A 21,765-nucleotide genomic window follows, 5' to 3' on the forward strand; every position below is an offset into this window, starting at 1 on the left:
TCTTACCACAATTCTAATTCTATTGTATAGAGCTGACTCTGAGAAATGTTCCAATCTGCACATTATGACCGTGCATGTTATAATGAAGCAATGAATTTTAATAAAGGTGGCACGTAAATTATGGCATTCGACGGACTTTTCACACGTAAAATGGTTGAATCGCTTCAACCTCTCGTATCAGGACGTATTCACAAAATTAATCAACCGGAAAACGACACGATTATTATCGTAGTGCGTCAAAATCGTAAAAATCATCAATTATTACTGTCTATTCACCCTAATTTTGCTCGATTACATTTGACCGAAAAAAAATACGATAATCCATTTGAACCACCAATGTTTGCCCGTGTATTCCGGAAACATTTAGAAGGTGGTTTTATCCAAGCTATACGTCAAGTAGACAATGATCGTCGTGTTGAAATTGATGTGATGAGCAAAGACGAAATTGGTGACACGATTCATCGCACCGTGATTTTAGAAATTATGGGCAAACATAGTAATTTAATTTTAGTTAATGAAAATCGAAAAATTATTGAAGGCTTTAAACATTTAACGCCAAACACGAATCAGTATCGTACAGTGATGCCAGGCTTTGAATACGAAGCGCCTCCAACACAAAATAAGTACAATCCATTTGAATATCGTGGTGAAGCAATTTTACGCTTTATAGATTTTAACGCAGGCCGCATCGATCGCCAATTATTACAAACATTTGAAGGCTTCTCCCCATTAATTACAAAAGAAATTACAGCACGTCGTCAATTTATGACAGCTCAAACGCTCCCTGAAGCGTTTGATGAAGTGCTAGCTGAAATCGATCAAACGCCACACCCAATTTTCCATAAAAATCACGAGACTGGTAAAGAAGATTTTTATTTTATGGATTTAGAACAGTTTTATGATGACAAAGTGGAATTCGATTCTTTACACCAATTGTTAGACCGCTTTTATGAAGCACGTGGTGAACGAGAACGTGTTAAACAACGCGCCAATGATTTAGTAAAATTGGTTCATCAGTTGCTTCAAAAAAACCAAAATAAGCTAAGCAAGTTGATCGATGAACAAGAAGGAACTGAAAATAAGGAACAACAGCAATTATTTGGCGAGTTAATTACTGCGAACATTTATCAACTTAAAACAGGCGATAAAAGCTTAACAACCGTTAACTACTATACTGGAGAGAATGTAACCATTCCATTAGACCCGACACGCTCACCTTCAGACAACGCACAATATTATTACAAACAATACAATCGTTTAAAAACACGTGCACGTGAGCTAAAACATCAAATTCAACTTACGAAGTCCAATATTGCTTATTTTGAAAATATAGAGCAACAGCTAGCGCATATTACAGTTAATGAAATTGATGATATTCGAGAAGAATTGGCGGAGCAAGGCTTTATAAAACAACGCAAACAGCACAAGAAAAAGAAGAATCAACCTATTCAACTTCAAACGTTTATTTCGTCTGATGGGGATACCATTTATGTCGGTAAAAATAATAAACAAAACGATTATTTAACGAACAAACTCGCTAAAAAATCACAATTATGGTTTCATACGAAAGACATACCTGGTAGCCATGTTGTAATTATGTCTGATGCACCAAGTATGCAAACGATAGAAGAAGCGGCAATGATAGCCGCATACTTTTCAAAAGCAGGACAATCTGGCCAAATCCCAGTAGACTATACAGAAATCAAACATGTGCATAAACCAAGCGGCGCAAAGCCTGGATTTGTCACATATGATAATCAGAAAACACTGTATGCAACACCTGATTACGATAAAATCAAATCTTTAGAACAAAAAGCGAAACAACCTTAATAAAAAAGGCTAGAACATCACATATAATAACTTAGAGAAATTGTTGACCCCTCTCCCTAAGTTACGTGTTGTTCTAGCCTCAAAACTTTATACAGTAGCGTCCTCATTATTTATATAGCTTTGCTTCATTAAAAAGCAATCGTCATATCAATAATCGCGCACGAATCCTATACCTTATTTCGAAGATTCTGGTAATGCGAGTTGAAAGTTCACGCCATACTTATCTTGTACCCATGCAAACTCACGATATTGGGGTGGCATTTCAGTTTTTGGCATTAAAATCGCACCATCTTCTTTCAAACCATTGTAAAGTACATCCATTTCATACTGATCTTTCACCGTGACAAACAGTGACATTGCTGGATTCATCTCAATTGATGTGCCATTCATATTATCAATAGCCATGAATACTTGACCGTTAAGCTTGAAAATCGTATGTTGTACTTTTCCCGCTTGTTCCGGCACCGTTTCATCGTATTTGACCATCGTAATAATTTCACTATCTTCAAAAAGCGTCGTATATAATTGTACCGCTTCTTCTGCCTCTCCATTAAACATTAAAAACGTTGTGATTTTAGGTATTTTCATCTTTGTTTCCTCCTTAATATTAAGGGGTCTTACGCGCACACCTTAATATTATATTCTGTTTAGCTTTCACTTATTAGTATAACCCGTTACAATAGAATTAAATCATGATTGGAGGCAAATTCACGATGATAAGCAGTCATTTAATTATTCCTGTTATAGTCTTATTACTTATAATGCTCATTGGCTATGCGTTTACACGCTGGTTTTTAAGATAAATAAACCTAAAAAGATGCGCCCAAATTTTTGAGCGCATCTTTTTAGGTTATAATGCGTTTCGCCATTGTACGAGTGTATCAATATCGTCTTGTGCGATTTTCCCTTGTTCAGCAGCTACTGAAATCAACTCATCAAAATGACTTAATGTATGAAAAGGCACTTTTGCTTTACCAAACATGTCATCTGCTTTTGATAGGCCATATGTAAAAATAGCAACTACACCTAAAACTTCTGCGCCAGCTTCACGTAAAGCCTCAACAGCATTAATAGAAGAGCCACCCGTAGAAATTAAATCTTCAACGACGACCACTTTTTTGCCATTACTATTAGCGCCTTCAATTTGATTTTGTTTACCATGACTTTTACTTTTTGAACGCACATAATTCATTGGTAAATTCATTTTATCTGAAATGTAAGCCGCATGCGGAATGCCTGCCGTTGCTGTTCCAGAGATAATTTCAACATCTCCAAAATGTTCATTGATACATTGAATTAAACCATCTCGAATCGCTTCACGTACTTTTGGATAACCTAAAGTGACGCGATTGTCACAATAAATCGGAGATTGAATACCAGAGCTCCAAGTAAACATATCATTTGGTGACAACGAAACTGCTTCAATATCAAGTAATGCTTGTGCAATTGCTTTTGTCATTAGCGTAACCAACTTTCTTTAATTTGATGATAACTTTCAACTGGGTTTGAACTTTGCGTAATTGGACGCCCTACAACAATATGCGTTGAGCCAAGTTGTTTAGCTTGTTCTGGTGTCGTTACGCGCTTCTGATCATTATTCTCATTTTGTTTTGGACGAATGCCAGGTGTCACTTTTAGAAAATCTTTTCCACAGTGTTCTGTAATTAACGCGGTTTCTAGCGGTGAACAAACCACACCATCTAATCCTGAATTTTGAGCAAGTTGTGCATAATGCAACACTGCGTCCTCAATAGAAGTTTGGATGTTTTGTTCTTTATGTAACATCGCTTCAGTTGTGGATGTTAATTGTGTTACAGCAATGATTTTAATATTTGAGTTATATTTTTTTAATCCTTCTACAGCACGTTGCATCATTTCAGTTCCACCTGCTGCGTGTACATTGACAAGGTCAACATCTAATTGAGCCAACCCTTCCATTGCTTTACCCACTGTATTCGGTATATCGTGGAGCTTTAAATCTAGGAAAATATCATGTCCTAAAGCTTTAATTTCTTGTATTAAAGAGGGCCCTGTTTGATAAAAGAGTTCCATACCTACTTTTACAAAAAGCGGTTCATCGAATAACGCTAAAAATTGCATGACCTCTTCTTGCGAGGCAAAATCTAAAGCGATGATGGGTGTATTTTTCATACGTTACAGTCCTTTCTGTGTTCGACCTTTTAAATCATGAATATGCTGAACACCGAGTTCATCTAATAACTTCGGCAATGTATCAATAATTTCTTTACATACACACGGGTTTTGGAAGTTAGCTGTACCAACCGCAACTGCATCTGCGCCCACTGATACGTAATCAATGACATCTTGCGCATTTTGAACGCCACCCATCGCAATAATTGGTATCTCTGGTAATGCTTTACGCACTTCGTATACCATACGTAATGCCACTGGTTTAATAGCAGGACCACTTAATCCTCCAATGATATTACTAATAATTGGACGCCCTGATTTAGCATCTATGCGTAAACCTACAAGTGTGTTGATCATCGTCAATCCATCCGCATGTGCCCCAATCGCTTTTGCCATTTCAACGATATTCGTGACATTCGGTGACAATTTGACGTATACAGGAACTTTGGAAACACGTTTAACTCTTTTGGTGAGTTCTGCTGCGACTGTTGGGTCCACACCAAATTGCATACCGCCTTCTTTGACATTCGGACAAGAAATATTCAATTCCAATGCTTTGACGTTAGGCGCTTTTGAAATATGTTCAGCAACATAAACGTAATCTTCCTCTGTAGAACCAGCAACATTTGCAATAATCGGGACGTCGTATTGTTCAAGTGCTTTGAGCTCATGCTCTAATATATGATGGACGCCTGGATTTTGAAGCCCAATGGCATTGATCATGCCACTATCTGTTTCAGCCACACGCGGTGTTTCATTACCGTATCTAGCTTCTTTTGTCGCTGCTTTAATCATAATCGCTCCTAGCTCTGAGAGATTGTAAAACTGACTATATTCAGCTCCAAAAGCAAAGCATCCGCTTGCTGGCATAACAGGATTTTTGAGAGACAATCCAGGAAGTTCAATATTTAATCGACTCATAAAATGACCGCTCCTTTTTCAAATACGGGTCCATCCGTACATACTTTAACGTAAGCTGTTTCACTTTCAGGTACGTGACAGACGCACGCATAACACGCTCCTACGCCACATCCCATACGTTCTTCTAATGAAATGTAACCCGGAACATCTTTGAGTGTCTCAAGTTTAGTCAACGCCTTAAGCATTGGTTTTGGTCCACAAGTATAGTAAATATCATAATCTACCGGCAATTGGTCAATGACATGTGTCACGAAGCCCTTTTCACCTGCTGAGCCATCTTCTGTTACGATATACGTATCCCCTAATGCTTCAAATTGTGCTTGATAAAACACATCTTTTTTGGAACGAAAACCTAACACATGTACCGTTTCAATGCCACGTGCGTTAAGTTGTTTTGAAAGTTCATAAAGCGGTGGAACTCCGATACCTCCTCCAACAAGTAAAGCTTTCTTTTTCGCTTTTTCTACTGGAAAGCCTTTTCCTAAAGGCGCAATAATATCGATTTGATCGCCTGTTCTTAACGCTGCAATTTTACGTGTTCCTTCTCCTTCTGCTCTAAATAACATCGTAAAACTATCGTTTTGTGTATCAATTTCGCAAATCGAAATCGGTCGTCTTAGCATATGCATCGAGCCCTCGCCCGCTTTAATATGCACAAATTGTCCAGGTTGTTTTAACTTTGATACACTCGGTCCACTTACTTTCAACTCATAAATTCGATCTGCAATCGATTGATTAGAAAGCACTGTTAATTTTTCCACCGCTTTTACCTCCTACATATTTCTCATTGAGAAAGTCATACTTTCAATCACATTTGTTAATGCATTTGCTGTATCTAATGATGTGAGACATGGTACACCATTTTCTACAGATGTACGTCTAATCTGAAAACCATCACGTTCAATTGTTTTCCCTTTGGTCATCGTATTAATAACGATTTGTACATCGCCATCTTGGATTTTGGTCAACAAATCATCTTGACCTCCAATTTTCCCTACCGTTTCGACTTTAATCTCATTTTGAGATAAGACGTTTGCTGTACCTTCAGTCGCTATAATTTTATAGCCCACTTCATTCAAACGTTGTGCAATTTTAACCATTTCTTGTTTGTCTTTGTCACTTACTGTAATCAATACTGTCCCATAGTCTTTGACTTCCATCCCTGAAGCCGTTAATCCTTTGTATAGCGCCTTTTCTAATGTAAGGTCGCGTCCCATCACTTCACCTGTAGACTTCATTTCAGGTCCAAGTGTAATGTCTACATTTTTCAATTTGTTAAAACTGAAAACTGGTGCTTTTACAAACACACCTTCTTTATAGGGTTGAACGCCCTGTTCAAAGCCCATGTCATTAAGTTTTTCGCCCATAATGACACGCATTGCAAGTTGTGCCATCTGGATTTCAGTGATTTTACTTAAGAATGGTACAGTACGACTTGAACGCGGATTCACCTCTAATACGTAAACACCGTCATGAGCTAACACAAATTGAATATTAATTAATCCAATAACATTTAAACCTTTGGCCAATTTGACAGTATAGGCCTCTAATGTGTCGATATCTTCTTGACTTAACGTTTGTGGCGGATATACAGCAATAGAATCTCCAGAATGGACGCCTGCACGTTCAATGTGTTCCATAATACCCGGTATAATTACCGTATTACCATCACAAATGGCATCTACTTCTATTTCTTTACCCGTTAAATAACGATCTACTAATACAGGATGTTCTGGACTGGCTTTCACCGCTTCATTCATATAGTTTTCCAGTTCGGCGTCACTATTTACAATCTCCATTGCACGACCACCTAAAACATATGAAGGACGCACCACAACAGGATACCCAATATCACGCGCATTATCTAACGCCTCTTTCGCAGAAGTCGCTGTTTTCCCTTTAGGCTGTGGCACATTAATTTGATTGAGTAATGCTTCGAACTCTTTACGGTCTTCGGCACGATTCAAATCTTCTAGTGTTGTCCCTAAAATTTTCACGCCATATTTCGCAAGTTTATCTGCAAGATTGATTGCCGTTTGCCCTCCGAACTGAACGACTACACCTTTAGGCTGCTCAAGATTGATAATATTCATCACATCTTCTTCTGTTAAAGGTTCAAAATACAATTTATCCGAAATTGAGAAGTCTGTAGAAACCGTTTCTGGGTTATTGTTAACAATAATCGCTTCGTAACCTGCATTTTGAATCGCCCAAACTGCATGTACTGTGGCGTAGTCAAATTCAACCCCTTGTCCAATGCGAATAGGTCCTGATCCAAGCACGATAATCTTTTCTTTATCTGTTACGATGGACTCATTTTCTGACTCATATGTGCCATAGAAGTAAGGTGTTGCAGATTCAAATTCAGCTGCACACGTATCTACCATTTTGTACACTGGGAAAATGTTATGCGCTTTTCTTAAGTTGTATACTTCGTCTTCTGTCATTTCAAAGCGATGGGCAATCGTACGGTCACTAAATCCAAAACGTTTAGCAAATTCAAGATACTCAATATCTCCCTTATTTGCTTTTAATGCATGCTCTATATCAATAATATTTTTAAATTTATTTAAGAAGAAGTAATCAATTTTAGTCATTTCATGTAGTTCTTCTAATGTTGTACCTCGACGAATCGCCTCACCAATAAAGAACAAGCGCTCATCATCTTGTGCTTTAATACGCGCTTTAATGTAATCTAAATCAAATGATTCTCCATTTGGTAATCCTAAATGATGGACCCCATACTCCAATGAGCGAATCGCTTTTAATAAAGATTCTTCGTAAGTACGGCCAATAGACATGACTTCTCCAGTCGCCTTCATTTGAGTACCCAGTTCACGTTCACCTTTTTCAAATTTATCAAAAGGAAAACGTGGAATTTTAGAAACGATATAGTCTAAACTTGGTTCAAATGCTGCGTAAGAAGTACCTGTTACTGGATTTTTCATTTCATCTAAGGTTAAACCTACAGCTATTTTTGCCGCTAATTTTGCAATTGGATAACCTGTCGCTTTAGACGCTAACGCCGATGAACGTGAAACACGTGGGTTCACTTCAATGATGTAATAATTCATCGAATGTGGATTCAGTGCGAGTTGAACATTACAACCCCCTTCAATCCCTAAAGCACGGATAACTTTTAAAGAGACATCGCGTAACATTTGATATTCAACATCTGACAATGTTTGGCTTGGTGCTACTACTACAGAATCTCCCGTGTGAATACCAACAGGGTCAATGTTTTCCATGTTACACACTACAATCGCATTGTCATTTTTGTCTCGCATCACTTCGTATTCTATTTCTTTATAACCTGCGATAGATTTTTCTATTAAACATTGCGTTGCAGGACTGTATTTCAAGCCGTTAGATACGACTTCTTTTAATTCTTCATCATTATGACAAATACCGCCGCCTGTACCACCCATCGTAAACGCAGGTCGTACAATAAGCGGATAACCCACTTCTTCTTTAAATTGGAACGCTTGTTCTAACGTATTTACAATGTCACTTTCAGGAACTGGAACATTCAATTCATTCATAAGTGTACGAAAGCGTTCGCGGTCTTCGGCACATTCGATGGAATCGAGTTCGGTGCCTAGTAGTTTTACGTTATTAGACGCTAAAACACCACTATTGTGCAATTCAATCGCCATATTGAGTCCTGTTTGTCCACCTAGCGTTGGTAGCAATGCGTCAGGTTGTTCTTTTCGAATGATGCGCGCAATAAAATCATGCTTCAACGGCTCAATATATACTTTATCTGCGATTTCTTTATCCGTCATAATCGTTGCTGGGTTTGAATTTACTAAAATGACACGGTAGCCTTCTTCTTTCAGAGCCAAACACGCTTGTGTACCAGCATAGTCAAATTCTGCAGCTTGTCCAATGATGATTGGACCCGAGCCAATAACAAGGATAGATTGAATATCGTTTCTTTTAGGCATGATTAACGCGCTCCTTCTTTTTATGGTCTAACATTAATTCTATAAATCGATCAAACAAATAGTTGGAATCGGTAGGTCCCGGACAAGCTTCTGGGTGATATTGTACAGAGAAAGCAGGTTTTGATTTATGACGTAGCCCTTCAACTGTTCCGTCATTTAACGCAATGTGCGTTACTTCTAACTCCGTATTTTTTAATGACGCTTCATCTATCGCATAACCATGGTTTTGGCTTGTAAGCGCAATCTTGCCTGTACTTAAATCTTTTACTGGATGGTTGGCGCCACGATGACCAAATTTCATTTTAAATGATGTCGCGCCTTGTGATAATGCGAACAATTGATGTCCTAGACAAATGCCAAAAAATGGAATTTTGCCGATAATGCCTTGAATCATCTCCACCGCCACTTGTACGTCTTGCGGATCACCAGGTCCATTGGATAACATCACACCATCTGGAGACATTTTAATGATGTCTTCTGCAGAGGTATCATATGGGACGACCGTCACTTCACATCCACGTGCATTTAACTCCCGTACAATATTTTGTTTCTTACCAAAATCTACAAGTACAACACGCAAGTCAAATCCTGTTGATACATATGGCGTTTTAGTAGAAACAGTGGGTACTTCAGTACGCGGGAGTTCCACACTTTTTAATGTTTGAATCGTCGTTTCAATGTCTTCTTTGTCATCAACAAAAGCTGCTTTTAAAACGCCATGCTGACGAATTTTTTTCGTGATACTTCGCGTATCAACACCACTAATACCTGGGATATTAAATTCTTTAAGCATTTCGTCTAACGACTTTTGTGAACGGAAGTTACTCGGCGTTTGACATGCTTCTTTTACGACAACACCATTAAGTGTTGGCACCAATGATTCAAAATCTTCACGATTGATGCCGTAATTGCCAATTAAAGGATATGTGAAAGTAATAATTTGTCCTGTATATGACGGATCAGAAATCGTTTCTTGATAGCCAGTCATAGCCGTATTAAAAACGATTTCTCCTTTTGTTAGAACATCTGACCCCAATTTAAATCCCATATAAAATGTACCATCCTCTAGTACTAGATAGCGTTTTTCAAACATTATTTTGCCTCCTCATAGCAAATCTCTCCGTCAACCATTGTGAATAACGTTTTACCGTAAACACGTTCTCCTAAAAATGGCGTATTTGAAGATTTTGACAAAAAGTCTTCCTCTTTTATTTCGTAAGCTGTCTCCAAGTCAATTAACGTTAAATCTGCCGGTGCACCTTCTTCTAACACTCCGTATGGTAAATCAAAAACTTTTGCTGGCTTAATCGTGATATAGTCCACTAATTGTTGCAGTGTCCATTCACCTGTCATTACAAAATGCGTGTATAGTAACGGGAAAGCTGTTTCGCTACCTACAATACCAAATGGCGCACGTGTCATAGATTGGTTTTTTTCTTCTTTTGCGTGAGGGGCGTGATCTGTTGCAATTAAATCTATAGTCCCGTCCAGCAAACCTTCAAGTAATGCTTGGCGATCTTCGTCACTTCTTAATGGTGGGTTCATTTTATAAGTGGCGTTATCTCCAGGGATATCATTTTCAGTTAATAGTAAATGGTGTGGCGTGACTTCAGCTGTTACTGGAATACCAGCTTTTTTAGCATCGCGAATGACACGGACACTTTCTTTCGTAGAGACATGACAAACATGATAATGGCACCCTGTCGCTTCACTTAATAGTACGTCACGTGCAATTTGCACCGCTTCACAAATACTTGGTATACCAGGAATGCCTAGCGCTTCACTTCTTTTCCCTTCATGCATTGCGCCACCGTAAATTAAACTATTGTCTTCACAATGTGCAACGATAGCTTTATTTACTGCTTTTGCTTTTTGCATTGCTTCGTACATTTTTGCAGCTTCTTGAACCCCTACACCATCATCCGTAAATGCAAATGCGCCCGCTTTTTCTAATGCCTCAAAATCAACGTGATTCTTTCCAGCTTGTCGTTCTGTAATTGCTGCATAAGGTAATACACGTACAGAAGCATTCGCTTTAATAAGCTGATTTAAGCGCTCCATGTTTTCAATAGAATCTGGAACAGGTTTTGTGTTAGGCATTGGACATACCGTTGTAAAGCCACCGCGAGCTGCTGCTTTAGTCCCTGTTTCAATGGTCTCTTTATGTTCGCCACCTGGCTCTCTTAAGTGCACGTGCACATCTATAAATCCAGCTGATAAAAAATGACCATGTGCATCCATTACTTGCATATTTGTTTCAGGTTCAATCTGAGAAGCGATTGATTTAATCTTCCCATTCTCAATCAATACATCTACACGTTTTAACGTTCCAGCTTCTAACATTTTTGCATTTTGAATTAATATCACTTTAATCTCTCCCTTATTGAATCGTTTCAGTTAATACAGCCATTCTTAAATAAACACCATTTTCCATTTGTTTAAAAATTCTAGATTTCGGCGCTTCTACTAACGCATCTGCAATTTCAACGTTTCTGTTCACCGGTGCAGGATGCATAATAATCGCGTCACTTTTCAATTTTTGGTAACGTGGTTCGTTAAGTCCAAATTGCTCGTGATACGTTTGAGCATCAAAACCTGTTGTCCCCTCACCGTGACGTTCGTGTTGCACACGTAACAACATCACAATGTCCATGTCGTGTATCACTTCATCTAGATTTACGTAAGCACCATCCATCGTATGGTCTTTCCAAACATCTGGGCTAGAGAACACCACATTTGCCCCTAGAGCAGTTAAACTATGGTAATTACTTCTAGCGACACGTGAATTTTTAATGTCTCCACATATCACAACATTGAGTCCTTCAAAACGCCCAAACTCTTCATAGATTGTCATTAAATCTAATAAACTTTGGGTTGGATGTTGTCCACTTCCATCACCAGCGTTAATGATCGGGATTCCCATATCAAGTAACGGCTGATAGTAATTGTTTTCATGGTGTCTAATAACTAACGCGTCGCATCCAATACTCTGCAATGTACGACATGTGTCATATAAAGATTCGCCCTTTTGGACAGAAGAGGTCGCTATTTCAAAGTTAATTTGTTTCATTTCTAAACGATGTTCAGCCATTTCAAAACTACATTTTGTTCTTGTTGAGTTTTCAAAAAATAAGTTTGCGATAAATTTCCCTTTTAAACTCGGTCTAACTTCTCCGTGTTTGTATTGTGCAGCGACTTCTATGAGGTGTTTGATTTCCTTTGGGCTTAACTTTTCCATTGAAACTAAATGTTGCATCGTGCTTCCTCCTTTAAATTAGCGTTTTGGTAATAAGAGATTTAAGATAATACCTGCTGTTGCTGATAGTGCCATACCTTCAATTGTTAATTTCACACCTAAATCAGATAAATTTAGCATCATATTACCAATGCCTATCACTAAGATGACAGACGCGATAACAAGATTTCGATTTTGTGCGAAATCAACTTGACTCTCAACAATCATGCGTAAACCACTTGCTGCAATTGTTCCAAAGAGGAGAATTGAGACCCCTCCCATCACTGGTGTTGGAATAGAAGAAATGAGTGCTGTGAATTTCCCGACAAACCCTAGCGTAATCGCTATTACCGCTGCACCCGCAATAACATAAATACTATAAATTTTCGTTATCGCAAGTACACCAATATTTTCACCATATGTCGTACTTGGCGGCCCTCCAATTATGCTTGAAAACATTGTTGAAACCCCGTCTCCGATAATAGAGCGATGTAATCCTGGGTCTTCGAAGAAATTACGACCTACAATTTTGTTAATGACCATTTGATGACCGATATGTTCACTTACTGTTACGAAAACGATCGGTAGCATAATTGCAATTAAACCTAGATGAATCGAAGGTTGATAATTAGCAAAGGGAATATAAATGTCTGGAAACTGTAGCCAAGAAGCTTTCTCAACTTTGCTAAAGTCAACAATGCCAAATGCAATTGCAGTAATGTAACCAACAATAATACCAATTAACACAGGGATAAGCGAAAAGAATCTTTTGGCAAATCCTTGTACGAGTAAAGTTACGAAAAGTGTAATACTTGCGACGGTGACATAAGTTAAGTTGTACCCTTTCATTTCACCCGCGTTATCGAACATTGCCATATTCACTGCTGTAGGTGCGAGACTTAATCCGATTACCATGATGACTGGTCCAACTACAACGGGTGGCAATATTTCCATCAACCAATTTGTTCCGCTTATTTTGATTGCTATTCCAATAATGATGTACATCACCCCGCTCATAAATAATGCAACGAGCATGTCACCTAAACTATTGGTACTTAATCCTGTAATGATTGGAGTAATAAAGGCGAAACTTGAACCTAAATAAGCAGGGATTTTACCTTTCGTTATGAATATGTATAATAACGTCCCGATACCGGACGCTAACAATGCTGATGATACAGGTAAACCTGTCAAAAACGGAACAAGTACTGTAGCACCAAACATTGCAAACAAATGCTGCAGACTTAAAAAGGCCCACTGTGCCGGCTTTGGTTTTTCATGTACATCTAATACAGGTTGTACTGTACGTTTAAACATTTCTTCATTTGGCATTTTTTATATCTCCTTTAATAAAAAAATCTCTTAACTGCATTCAGTTAAGAGACTTAGGCTATCATAATAATGTAGCTATGCTAAACACAAGCGTATTACGCCCTAACATACTACACTCCTTATGATGTTACCTTTGTCAGTCTCTCGTACTGAATTAAAAGGTAGTTATTTAATTACAACGGCATTACGTTCATCAATTTCAGATAAGTATACTTCTACTGATTCTTCATGCGACGTTGGTATGTTCTTTCCGACAAAGTCGGCGCGAATCGGTAACTCTCGGTGACCTCGATCCACTAATGTTGCTAATCCAATTTTTTTGGGGCGGCGATGTAATAAGATTGCATCTAATGATGCTCGAACTGTACGCCCTGTATAAAGTACGTCATCGACAATAATGACGATGCGATTATTTAAATCAATGTCAATATCAAAGGATTGTGCTAATTGTGCATCACGCATTTCAACGTCATCTCGAAATTGTGTAATGTCAATTGTCCCCGTCGGTACCGAGACATTTTCAATTTGTTGAATTTTTTGCTGTATGCGTTTGGCAAGGTATTCACCTCGTGTTTTGATACCAAGTAGCGCTAAATTTTCAGATCCTTTATTATATTCCAGAATTTCATGTGCAATTCGCGTCAACGTACGATTAATTGCTGATTCATCTAAAATGATTCGTTCTGTCATATGAGACATCCTTTCACAAGTCATTTAAATTGCATACATGATTGCTTAAAAACAATAATTCAGGTATATAAAAAACTCATGCCTTCAATAAGACATGAGTTCGCCTGTTAAAACTGTGTTCAACCCTTGTAACGCTCAAATAAGCATATGGAGGAAACACACTTCAATTTATACGTATCATGTCTTTTAAGCCTCACGGGACTTCTATTTAAAGACTTAGGTTCTTTATTTACTGTGTCTTATCATAACTCTTTTTTTATAAAAAGTCAAAGTAAGATTTATAACAATTTACCTTTAATTAAGCTTCTTCTTTTCGAATTTGTTCAATTAGTGTTTCGAAGTCTTCAGGTAAAGGCGCTGTACGTTCAATATACTCACCTGTACGCGGATGTGTAAAACCAATTAATCCTGCATGTAATGCTTGGCCGCCAATATTTAAAGTTTTCTTCGGACCATATTTCGGATCTCCAACGAGTGGAAAACCGATATATTTCATATGAACACGGATTTGGTGTGTACGACCGGTTTCAAGTTGACATTCTACGAGCGTATGATTTTTAAAGTTTTCAATTACATTGAAATGCGTAATTGCTTCTTTGCCATTATCTACAACATCCATAGATTGACGATCGTTTTGATTACGTCCAATCGGTGCGTCAATCGTACCAAATTCATGAGGAATGTGCCCATGAACTAAAGCAGTATATTTACGCGTTACCGTTTTAGCCATAAGTTGCTCAACAAGGTCTCGATGGGCAACATCATTTTTGGCTACCATCAATAAACCAGACGTATCTTTATCTATACGATGGACGATACCCGGACGTATTTCGCCATTGATTCCTGATAAATCTTTAATTTGATACATTAAACCATTAACTAACGTACCTGAATAGTGGCCAGCAGAAGGATGCACAACCATTCCTTTCGGTTTGTACACCACCGCTACGTCTTCATCTTCATAATAAATTTCTAAATTTAAATTTTCAGGCTTGATATCTGCTTCAATCGCTTCAACTTCCGTCACTACGATTTGATCATTTAATTTTACTTTATAATTCGATTTAACTTTTTTACCGTTGACTTCAACTTGTCCGTCCTTTATCCAATCTTGGATTTGACTACGCGACCAAGCTTCATTCAAAGTAGGCAACACTTTATCAATACGTTGTAAATCTAATAATGCATCTTCAATTTTAAATTCATGTTTTTGCATGACATTCACCTATCCTTTTTCGTGTTGCGATGTGAACACTAACACAATAATTAACAAAACAACACCCACTGACAGACTTGAATCTGCAATGTTAAAAATTGGAAAATCATATCCAAAAATTGTTGTATCAATAAAATCGACCACTTCTCCATTGAAAATACGGTCAACGAAATTTCCTAAAGCCCCTGCGATAAGTAAGCTCACAGATAATTGCATCATAAATTGCCCTTGGGCTTCTTTAATATAAAAATAAACAAGCGCGATCAGTATAACAATCGTAATAATATAGAAAAATGGCATATGTCCGCTTAAAATTCCCCAAGCAGCTCCATCATTACGATGTGATGTAATGGCTAGAAAATTTGGAATCACTGTAAAAGATTCTCCCAGTGTCATCTGAGTTACAATCAGCCATTTCGTCAGCTGGTCAGCAATGAAAACAATCACGACTGTGAAGATGGATAATCCTAAAAAGTATTTTTTCTTCATCTTTTTAAACCCTTTCTATTTACATTACTATATTATAACACGAAACTCACACCACGTTTTATAGATATTTTCTTCAATACATTTTAAACAGCTACGCCTTCAATTACTCTTTAGTTTTTTTTATATTTAACGCAAATGCCATTAGCACACCAAATACATAACCTAAAACAGTAGTAACTAAAACATCTAGAAAATTTGAAAATCCTAGCATATTGCCGTAATAAATTTGGTTAAACGTCAAATGTTTAACTGTTTCTGCTAAAAATACGACAATCGCAAATATAAGTCCGAATAATAATTTATTATCCACTGTGTCACCCCTTTAAAACTTACAATCAAGTTGGTTTATAATCGTTGATAGCGATTAACGATAAAAGCGTACCATAAATAAGCACCAAAAAAGCTAAATTATATATTATATTACTTTAATATTACCTTAAATCTTTATTTCACGTTGTAAAAATTCGTACGTATCACAGTGTGTTCACAATCTATTCTAAAATAACAAAACAATAAAACGTTAACATTTTAAATTATATTTATTTCAATCATTTATGGAGAACCTCAAGTTTACAAGGTATATCAATATCACCGTGCACCTTTATCATTTTGGACATTCCATACTTTTTCTTTCGTAGGTTTATGTATGTTACAATAATCAAAATAATACGATTTATGTTTAAAACAAATATGTCAAAATAAAAACTACCATTCTATATGAAACACTTATTATACAAAGGAGTAAAAAGATGAAACTACGAGCTCTAGAAGAAAAAGATTTATCATTTGTCCATGAGTTAAATAATACACAGTCTATTATGTCTTATTGGTTTGAAGAGCCTTACCAGTCCCTTAGTGAACTCAAATACTTATTTAACAAGCACGTGTTAGATGAAGCCGAACGCCGTTTTATCATTGAAGATGACGATAAAACAGTTGCAGGTATTGTTGAATTAGTAGAAATTAATTATATTCATCGCAACTGCGAAATCCAAATTATTGTTAAACCTGAATTTAGTGGTAAAGGATTTGCTCAATTTGGTTTTAAAGAAGCGATAGATTACGCTTTCAACATTTTAAATATGCATAAAATCTATTTATATGTCGATGTTGATAACAAAAAAGCTACACATATCTATGAAAAGCTAGGCTTTGAGATTGAGGGTTTGTTAAAAGAACACTTTTATACTAAAGGGCAATACAAAAGCGCTTATCTCATGTCTTTACTAAAAACGAATCATAGCTGATCATTTATCTATTCTATACACTGTCTTACGTTATCCGTTCGTTTTTAGACTACAATCTAGAAATGTTAAATTAATCTATACTTTTAAACACATGAACAAGGGTCAAGGACGCTTTTACGTCTTTGACCCTTGTTTGATGATTGATCAATATTCAATTGGTACTAAAAGTTCCATTCGCGATTTGAATCATCTAAACTCATTTAGTTTAAAGTTTTAACGACTTCTTGACAACGTGGGCATAGCTCTGTAAGTTCACCTACTGAACCCAATGCTGTTGCGTAGTTCCAACAACGCGCACATTGTTCGCCTTCCGCATGTTCAATTTCAACATTTGCATATTGATACTCTTGACCGTTTGGTGCATCCACAATTTCAACTTGTGACACAATGAATAATTGTGGTAAGTTGTCAAATTGCGCTAAGAAAGCCGTTGTGTCAAAATCAGCGCTATTACCAATTTTCACTTTAGCTTGAAGCGATTTACCAATTGTTTTTTCATTACGTGCATGTTCTAATGCACGGTTTACGTCATCGCGTAAATGCATGAATGTTGACCATTTTTCAACCAATTGATGATCTACTTCATGACGCTCTGGTAAGTTTGACAAATGAACGCTTTCTTCGTCTTGATGTTCAATATATGACCAAACTTCGTCTGCCGTATGCGGAATAATTGGCGCTAATAATTTCGTCATATCAATTAAAATTTCATAAAGTACCGTTTGCATGCTACGGCGTTTATGCGCATCTTTTGCTTCAATATATAAAATATCTTTACCATAATCTAAATAGAAGTTACTAAGTTCTACATTAATGAAGTTCTGAACTTCTTGATAAATATCTAAATAATCAAATTGATCGTAATGATCTAATGTACTTTTCGAAAATTCTCTAAAGCGATTTAAAATATAACGGTCCACTTCTAACAAGTCAGATTCAGCAATTTTATCTGTGTGTGGATTATAGTCACTTACATTTCCAAGTAAGAAACGTAACGTATTACGAATTTTACGATAAACGTCTGCCACTTGTTTCAAGATTTCTTCAGAAATACGCACGTCAGCTAAATAGTCTACTGAGCTCACCCATAAACGTGCAATATCTGCACCTTTTTGTTTAACAATCGTATCAGGTACAATGACATTACCTAAAGATTTACTCATTTTCTTACCTTCACCGTCCATTACGAAACCGTGAGATAACAACATTTTGTAAGGTGACACACCGCGTGTCGCCACAGATGTTGTAATTGAAGAGTTGAACCAACCACGATATTGGTCACTGCCCTCTAAATACATGTCCGCTGGGAAGTTTAATTCCGAACGACCTTCAAGCACACCACGGTGTGAAGAACCTGAATCGAACCAAACGTCCATAATGTCGTCTTCCTTAGTAAATGTTCCGTTAGGGCTACCTTCATGTGTAAATCCTTCTGGCAATAAATCTTTCGCTTCACGTTCAAACCAGACATTTGAGCCATATTTCTCGAATAAATCTGCAACATGGTTCACTGTTTCTTTTGTCATAATGGTATCGCCATTTTCAGCATAAAAAACTGGTAGCGGGACACCCCAAACACGTTGACGTGAAATCACCCATTCACCACGATCACGAATCATGTTGTAAATACGTGTTTTACCCCAATCTACTTTAAATTTTGTTTGGTCAATTGCATTTAAAATATCTTCGCGCACTTTAGAAATTGACGCAAACCATTGTGGTGTCGCACGGAAAATAACTGGCTTTTTCGTACGCCAATCATGTGGGTAACTGTGGGTAATAAAGTTAAGTTTAAGCAATGCGCCTTTTTCAGTTAATACTTCTGTAATTGCCTTATTCGCTTTATCATAGAACATGCCTGCAAATTGTCCAGCTTCTTCAGTGAAAACGCCTTTATCATCTACGGGACTTATCACGTCAAGGCCGTATTTTTGACCTACAATATAGTCATCTTCACCGTGACCTGGTGCTGTGTGTACACAACCTGTACCTGCATCCGTCGTAACATGATCACCATTAATAACAAGGGATACACGATCAATAAATGGGTGTGCTGCTTCTACATATTCTAACTCTGAACCTTTAAATTCTTTTTCACGAACAACCGTCTCTTTATTCCATTCAAGCATTTCTGCCACTGTGTCCACTAATGCCTCAGCGATAACATATTTCTCGCCATCAACATTCATCTGAACGTAAGTTAATTCAGGGTGGACCGTAATGGCTACGTTCGCAGGTAATGTCCAAGGTGTTGTTGTCCAAATAATAAATTTAGCATCTTCGTCTACTGTACCTTTCGCATCTTTCACGTCAAAAGCAACATAAATAGAAGCTGAACGTTTGTCATGGTATTCAATTTCTGCTTCCGCAAGTGAAGATTCACTTGAAGGCGACCAATAAACTGGTTTTTTCCCTTTATAAATTAATCCTTTGTCCGCCATTTCACCAAACAAACGAATTTGTGCCGCTTCATATTCTGGTTTTAATGTAATGTATGGATGATCAAAATCGCCATTTACACCGAGACGTTTAAAATCTTTTTTCTGTAATTCAATTTGTTCTAATGCGAAAGCTTCACATTTTTTGCGAAAATCCGCAATAGACATTTCTTTACGTTTAACACCTTTTTTCGTTAACGCTTGCTCAATTGGTAAACCATGTGTATCCCAACCTGGTACATAAGGAGCGTAAAAACCTTGCATCGTTTTATGTCGAACGATAAAATCTTTTAAAATTTTGTTTAAAGCATGCCCCATATGTAAATTACCATTTGCGTATGGTGGCCCATCATGCAAAATGAAAGGGGTATTGCCTTCATTTTTCTTTAACATCTTTTCATATAAACGTTGTTCTTCCCATTGAGCTTGGATTTGAGGCTCCTTATTAGGTAACCCACCACGCATAGGAAACTTAGTTTTGGGCATGAGTAACGTCTCTTTATAATCCATAATTTATTCACTCCTTTAAAATATAAAAAGAACTCTAAGCTCAACTAAAGGGACGGCTATGCCGCGGTACCACCCTGATTAACTCAGCTTAGAGTTCTCTTTTAAAACATATTTATACCACGATGTGAGTGATACAAGTAAAGTGTCTACGCTAGGCTCTCACCTTCCCTAACTCGCTGTGAGTATGACTTACTTCTCTTGCTTGTCTCCATCATTCTCTTTATTTGATGCTTCTGTATGATTCTCAACCGTATTTTCTTTTTCTGTTTGTTGTTGTTCTTCAGGAGTTAAGTCTTGTTTGCTTAAATGCTGAACATTTTCTTCTGTCACATGTTGTGCATCTAAGTCATAATTAAGTAAATACTCCCAATCATCACTTTTAAGCAAATCTAATTGTGCCTCAACTAACATTTTAAAACGTGAACGGAAAATTTTAGATTGTCGTTTCATATCCTCTGTTTGGAATGAAAGACGACGTGATTTTTCAATGCCGTCATTGACAATGCGATTGGCTTCAGCATGTGCTTTTTGAATGATTGCATCGTGCTCTTTTTGTGCCGCTGCTTTTGTTTCATCTGCCGCACGTTGTGCACTTACAATTGCTTCACCAACTGATTTTTCAACATCTTTAAATGATTGAATATGTGTGTCTCTTTCTTGCAATACATTTTCGAGTTGCTTCTTGTCTTCTTTTAAACGCTCAATTTCCTTACTTAATTGCTCTAAATATTGTTCAACCTCAACCGGTTCGAAACCATTTTTAGTACGTGTAAAAGACTTGTTTTTTATCTCACTTGGTGTGAAAGCCATGTCATTTCCTCCTTCATAATACACTATTTAAATAAAGTTTGATAGGCTAATCTCAATTTATCTTTTTTTGTACGTTCACCAATTTCTGTGATTTTTGCTCTACCATATCCTTGAATCGATATGACGTCACCTTCAGCAAGTTGAAAATCAACAGATTCTACAATTGAATGATTGACCTTCACGCGTTTACGTTGTATCAATGTTTGCGCAATACCTCGTGATTTTCGAATCATCTCTTTAATAACAACGTCTAATCGTAACGCACTTACCGTCGCATTATGCATTTGCCATTGCTCTTTAGATTCTATCATATTTTCGATAGATAAGGTATTGAGTTTAACTGTTGCGCCTTTTATTTGTGTTAATTCCATCATGATATAGGATTTAATTTGATTTGTCAAAACGAACTGTAATCGCTCTCCTACTATAATATCACCAATTTGTTCACGTTCAATGCCTAACGACATTAAAGTGCCCAAAACATGTTGATGTTTGATTGAAACAAATTTCTCAGGATACGCTATGTCAATTAAACTTAGGTCGAAATCATTTGCCATTGGCTCAAAATAATCCGGAGCAATGATAGCACGACGTCGTTCGCAATGGGGACCCCCATAAAAATGACAATTCAAGTCTGGGAAACTGCCGACGATAACTTTTAAAATATATTGTCCTCGTGGATCTAAAAAATAAGTCAAGACTGGGCTATACTGTGTTTCAGCTTGTCTTACTTTATCTGTTAATGCGTCAATCATCGGTCGTTCTTCTGGTCTGAAGTGTTGATAAAGCTCCATTTTCTTATGCTCCTTCACATATTTAAACACATCGTAAGCGCGGATGACGTGGTTGAAAAGCTCAAAAAGCGTCTTTTTAAACGAGCCATCTACTACACTTTTAAACGCTGCCTATGAAATAAGGGGCTAGAACATCTCTATGTCCCAACCCCTAT

General features: G+C 37.2%; 19 protein-coding genes. 2 read left to right on the forward strand and 17 right to left on the reverse strand.

Translation table 11 applies throughout. From position 1 onward, the window contains the following. Positions 1–120 precede the first annotated feature (120 nt). Positions 121–1,830, forward strand: a complete 1,710-nt coding sequence (locus LN051_RS07250; protein WP_229291879.1) for an Rqc2 family fibronectin-binding protein — start codon at positions 121–123, stop codon at positions 1,828–1,830. Positions 1,831–2,004: 174 nt separating this feature from the next. Here the strand turns inward: LN051_RS07250 and LN051_RS07255 are convergent, their stop codons facing one another. The 14 genes from LN051_RS07255 to LN051_RS07320 form a co-directional block, all read right to left on the reverse strand. Then, on the reverse strand, positions 2,005–2,418 hold the full coding sequence (locus tag LN051_RS07255; RefSeq protein ID WP_229291880.1) for a VOC family protein: 414 nt from the start codon (positions 2,416–2,418) through the stop codon (positions 2,005–2,007). Between the two features lie 262 nt (positions 2,419–2,680). After that, positions 2,681–3,289: an orotate phosphoribosyltransferase gene (gene pyrE, locus LN051_RS07260; protein WP_229291881.1), complete on the reverse strand. Its 609-nt coding sequence runs from the start codon at positions 3,287–3,289 to the stop codon at positions 2,681–2,683. Continuing rightward, entirely contained in the window at positions 3,289–3,981 is a 693-nt protein-coding gene (gene pyrF / locus LN051_RS07265; RefSeq protein WP_229291882.1) for an orotidine-5'-phosphate decarboxylase, read from the reverse strand. The genes pyrE and pyrF overlap by 1 nt, the downstream gene beginning before the upstream one ends. A 3-nt stretch (positions 3,982–3,984) precedes the next feature. Beyond that, entirely contained in the window at positions 3,985–4,902 is a 918-nt protein-coding gene (locus LN051_RS07270; protein ID WP_229291883.1) for a dihydroorotate dehydrogenase, read from the reverse strand. Then, the gene (locus LN051_RS07275; protein ID WP_229291884.1) at positions 4,899–5,663 is read right to left on the reverse strand and encodes a dihydroorotate dehydrogenase electron transfer subunit; all 765 of its coding nucleotides are present in this window, start codon (positions 5,661–5,663) and stop codon (positions 4,899–4,901) included. Before LN051_RS07275 ends, LN051_RS07270 begins: the two co-directional genes overlap by 4 nt. A 12-nt stretch (positions 5,664–5,675) precedes the next feature. After that, positions 5,676–8,849, reverse strand: coding sequence for a carbamoyl-phosphate synthase large subunit (carB, locus tag LN051_RS07280; protein ID WP_229291885.1), 3,174 nt, complete (start codon positions 8,847–8,849; stop codon positions 5,676–5,678). After that, complete coding sequence (locus LN051_RS07285; RefSeq protein ID WP_229291886.1) at positions 8,842–9,942, reverse strand: carbamoyl phosphate synthase small subunit; 1,101 nt, start codon at positions 9,940–9,942, stop codon at positions 8,842–8,844. The genes carB and LN051_RS07285 overlap by 8 nt, the downstream gene beginning before the upstream one ends. Further along, a complete protein-coding gene (locus LN051_RS07290) occupies positions 9,942–11,216 on the reverse strand; it encodes a dihydroorotase (RefSeq protein ID WP_274704560.1) in 1,275 nt (424 codons plus the stop codon). The genes LN051_RS07285 and LN051_RS07290 overlap by 1 nt, the downstream gene beginning before the upstream one ends. A gap of 13 nt (positions 11,217–11,229) precedes the next feature. Next, positions 11,230–12,105: an aspartate carbamoyltransferase catalytic subunit gene (locus LN051_RS07295; protein ID WP_229291887.1), complete on the reverse strand. Its 876-nt coding sequence runs from the start codon at positions 12,103–12,105 to the stop codon at positions 11,230–11,232. 18 nt (positions 12,106–12,123) lie between these two features. Next, positions 12,124–13,416 (reverse strand): uracil-xanthine permease family protein, encoded by a 1,293-nt coding sequence (locus LN051_RS07300; RefSeq protein ID WP_229291888.1) that lies wholly within the window; start codon positions 13,414–13,416, stop codon positions 12,124–12,126. Positions 13,417–13,581: 165 nt separating this feature from the next. Further along, positions 13,582–14,106, reverse strand: coding sequence for a bifunctional pyr operon transcriptional regulator/uracil phosphoribosyltransferase PyrR (pyrR, locus tag LN051_RS07305; protein WP_229291889.1), 525 nt, complete (start codon positions 14,104–14,106; stop codon positions 13,582–13,584). Between the two features lie 298 nt (positions 14,107–14,404). Then, positions 14,405–15,322 carry an RluA family pseudouridine synthase gene (locus LN051_RS07310; RefSeq protein ID WP_229291890.1) on the reverse strand — a complete coding sequence of 306 codons (918 nt, stop codon included), beginning with the start codon at positions 15,320–15,322 and terminating at the stop codon, positions 14,405–14,407. Positions 15,323–15,331: 9 nt separating this feature from the next. Beyond that, positions 15,332–15,811 (reverse strand): signal peptidase II, encoded by a 480-nt coding sequence (lspA, locus tag LN051_RS07315; RefSeq protein WP_229291891.1) that lies wholly within the window; start codon positions 15,809–15,811, stop codon positions 15,332–15,334. A 103-nt stretch (positions 15,812–15,914) separates the two neighbouring features. After that, the gene (locus LN051_RS07320; RefSeq protein WP_229291892.1) at positions 15,915–16,121 is read right to left on the reverse strand and encodes a hypothetical protein; all 207 of its coding nucleotides are present in this window, start codon (positions 16,119–16,121) and stop codon (positions 15,915–15,917) included. Between the two features lie 439 nt (positions 16,122–16,560). Between LN051_RS07320 and LN051_RS07325 the strand changes: the two genes are divergently transcribed. Further along, positions 16,561–17,058 carry a GNAT family N-acetyltransferase gene (locus tag LN051_RS07325; RefSeq protein ID WP_229291893.1) on the forward strand — a complete coding sequence of 166 codons (498 nt, stop codon included), beginning with the start codon at positions 16,561–16,563 and terminating at the stop codon, positions 17,056–17,058. 200 nt (positions 17,059–17,258) lie between these two features. On the opposite strand, the gene ileS is transcribed toward LN051_RS07325, so the two are convergent. The 3 genes from ileS to LN051_RS07340 all read right to left on the reverse strand — a co-directional run bounded on the left by ileS (position 17,259) and on the right by LN051_RS07340 (position 21,610). After that, a complete protein-coding gene (gene ileS / locus LN051_RS07330) occupies positions 17,259–20,006 on the reverse strand; it encodes an isoleucine--tRNA ligase (protein ID WP_229291894.1) in 2,748 nt (915 codons plus the stop codon). A 189-nt stretch (positions 20,007–20,195) separates the two neighbouring features. Further along, positions 20,196–20,816 carry a DivIVA domain-containing protein gene (locus tag LN051_RS07335; RefSeq protein WP_229291895.1) on the reverse strand — a complete coding sequence of 207 codons (621 nt, stop codon included), beginning with the start codon at positions 20,814–20,816 and terminating at the stop codon, positions 20,196–20,198. A gap of 23 nt (positions 20,817–20,839) precedes the next feature. Then, complete coding sequence (locus tag LN051_RS07340; RefSeq protein WP_229291896.1) at positions 20,840–21,610, reverse strand: YlmH family RNA-binding protein; 771 nt, start codon at positions 21,608–21,610, stop codon at positions 20,840–20,842. Between the last annotated feature and the right edge of the window lie 155 nt (positions 21,611–21,765).

The organism is Staphylococcus ratti, from assembly GCF_020883535.1.
Taxonomy (GTDB): domain Bacteria; phylum Bacillota; class Bacilli; order Staphylococcales; family Staphylococcaceae; genus Staphylococcus; species Staphylococcus ratti.

Excerpts from the sequence above, each read along its gene's own strand:
- LN051_RS07250 (WP_229291879.1), top strand. The coding sequence starts at position 121 with ATGGCATTCGACGGACTTTTCACACGTAAAATGGTTGAATCGCTTCAA.
- LN051_RS07255 (WP_229291880.1), bottom strand. The coding sequence starts at position 2,418 with ATGAAAATACCTAAAATCACAACGTTTTTAATGTTTAATGGAGAGGCA.
- pyrE (WP_229291881.1), bottom strand. The coding sequence starts at position 3,289 with ATGACAAAAGCAATTGCACAAGCATTACTTGATATTGAAGCAGTTTCG.
- pyrF (WP_229291882.1), bottom strand. The coding sequence starts at position 3,981 with ATGAAAAATACACCCATCATCGCTTTAGATTTTGCCTCGCAAGAAGAG.
- LN051_RS07270 (WP_229291883.1), bottom strand. The coding sequence starts at position 4,902 with ATGAGTCGATTAAATATTGAACTTCCTGGATTGTCTCTCAAAAATCCT.
- carB (WP_229291885.1), bottom strand. The coding sequence starts at position 8,849 with ATGCCTAAAAGAAACGATATTCAATCTATCCTTGTTATTGGCTCGGGT.
- LN051_RS07285 (WP_229291886.1), bottom strand. The coding sequence starts at position 9,942 with ATGTTTGAAAAACGCTATCTAGTACTAGAGGATGGTACATTTTATATG.
- LN051_RS07295 (WP_229291887.1), bottom strand. The coding sequence starts at position 12,105 with ATGCAACATTTAGTTTCAATGGAAAAGTTAAGCCCAAAGGAAATCAAA.
- LN051_RS07300 (WP_229291888.1), bottom strand. The coding sequence starts at position 13,416 with ATGCCAAATGAAGAAATGTTTAAACGTACAGTACAACCTGTATTAGAT.
- pyrR (WP_229291889.1), bottom strand. The coding sequence starts at position 14,106 with ATGACAGAACGAATCATTTTAGATGAATCAGCAATTAATCGTACGTTG.
- LN051_RS07310 (WP_229291890.1), bottom strand. The coding sequence starts at position 15,322 with ATGCAAAAACATGAATTTAAAATTGAAGATGCATTATTAGATTTACAA.
- lspA (WP_229291891.1), bottom strand. The coding sequence starts at position 15,811 with ATGAAGAAAAAATACTTTTTAGGATTATCCATCTTCACAGTCGTGATT.
- LN051_RS07325 (WP_229291893.1), top strand. The coding sequence starts at position 16,561 with ATGAAACTACGAGCTCTAGAAGAAAAAGATTTATCATTTGTCCATGAG.
- ileS (WP_229291894.1), bottom strand. The coding sequence starts at position 20,006 with ATGGATTATAAAGAGACGTTACTCATGCCCAAAACTAAGTTTCCTATG.
- LN051_RS07335 (WP_229291895.1), bottom strand. The coding sequence starts at position 20,816 with ATGGCTTTCACACCAAGTGAGATAAAAAACAAGTCTTTTACACGTACT.
- LN051_RS07340 (WP_229291896.1), bottom strand. The coding sequence starts at position 21,610 with ATGGAGCTTTATCAACACTTCAGACCAGAAGAACGACCGATGATTGAC.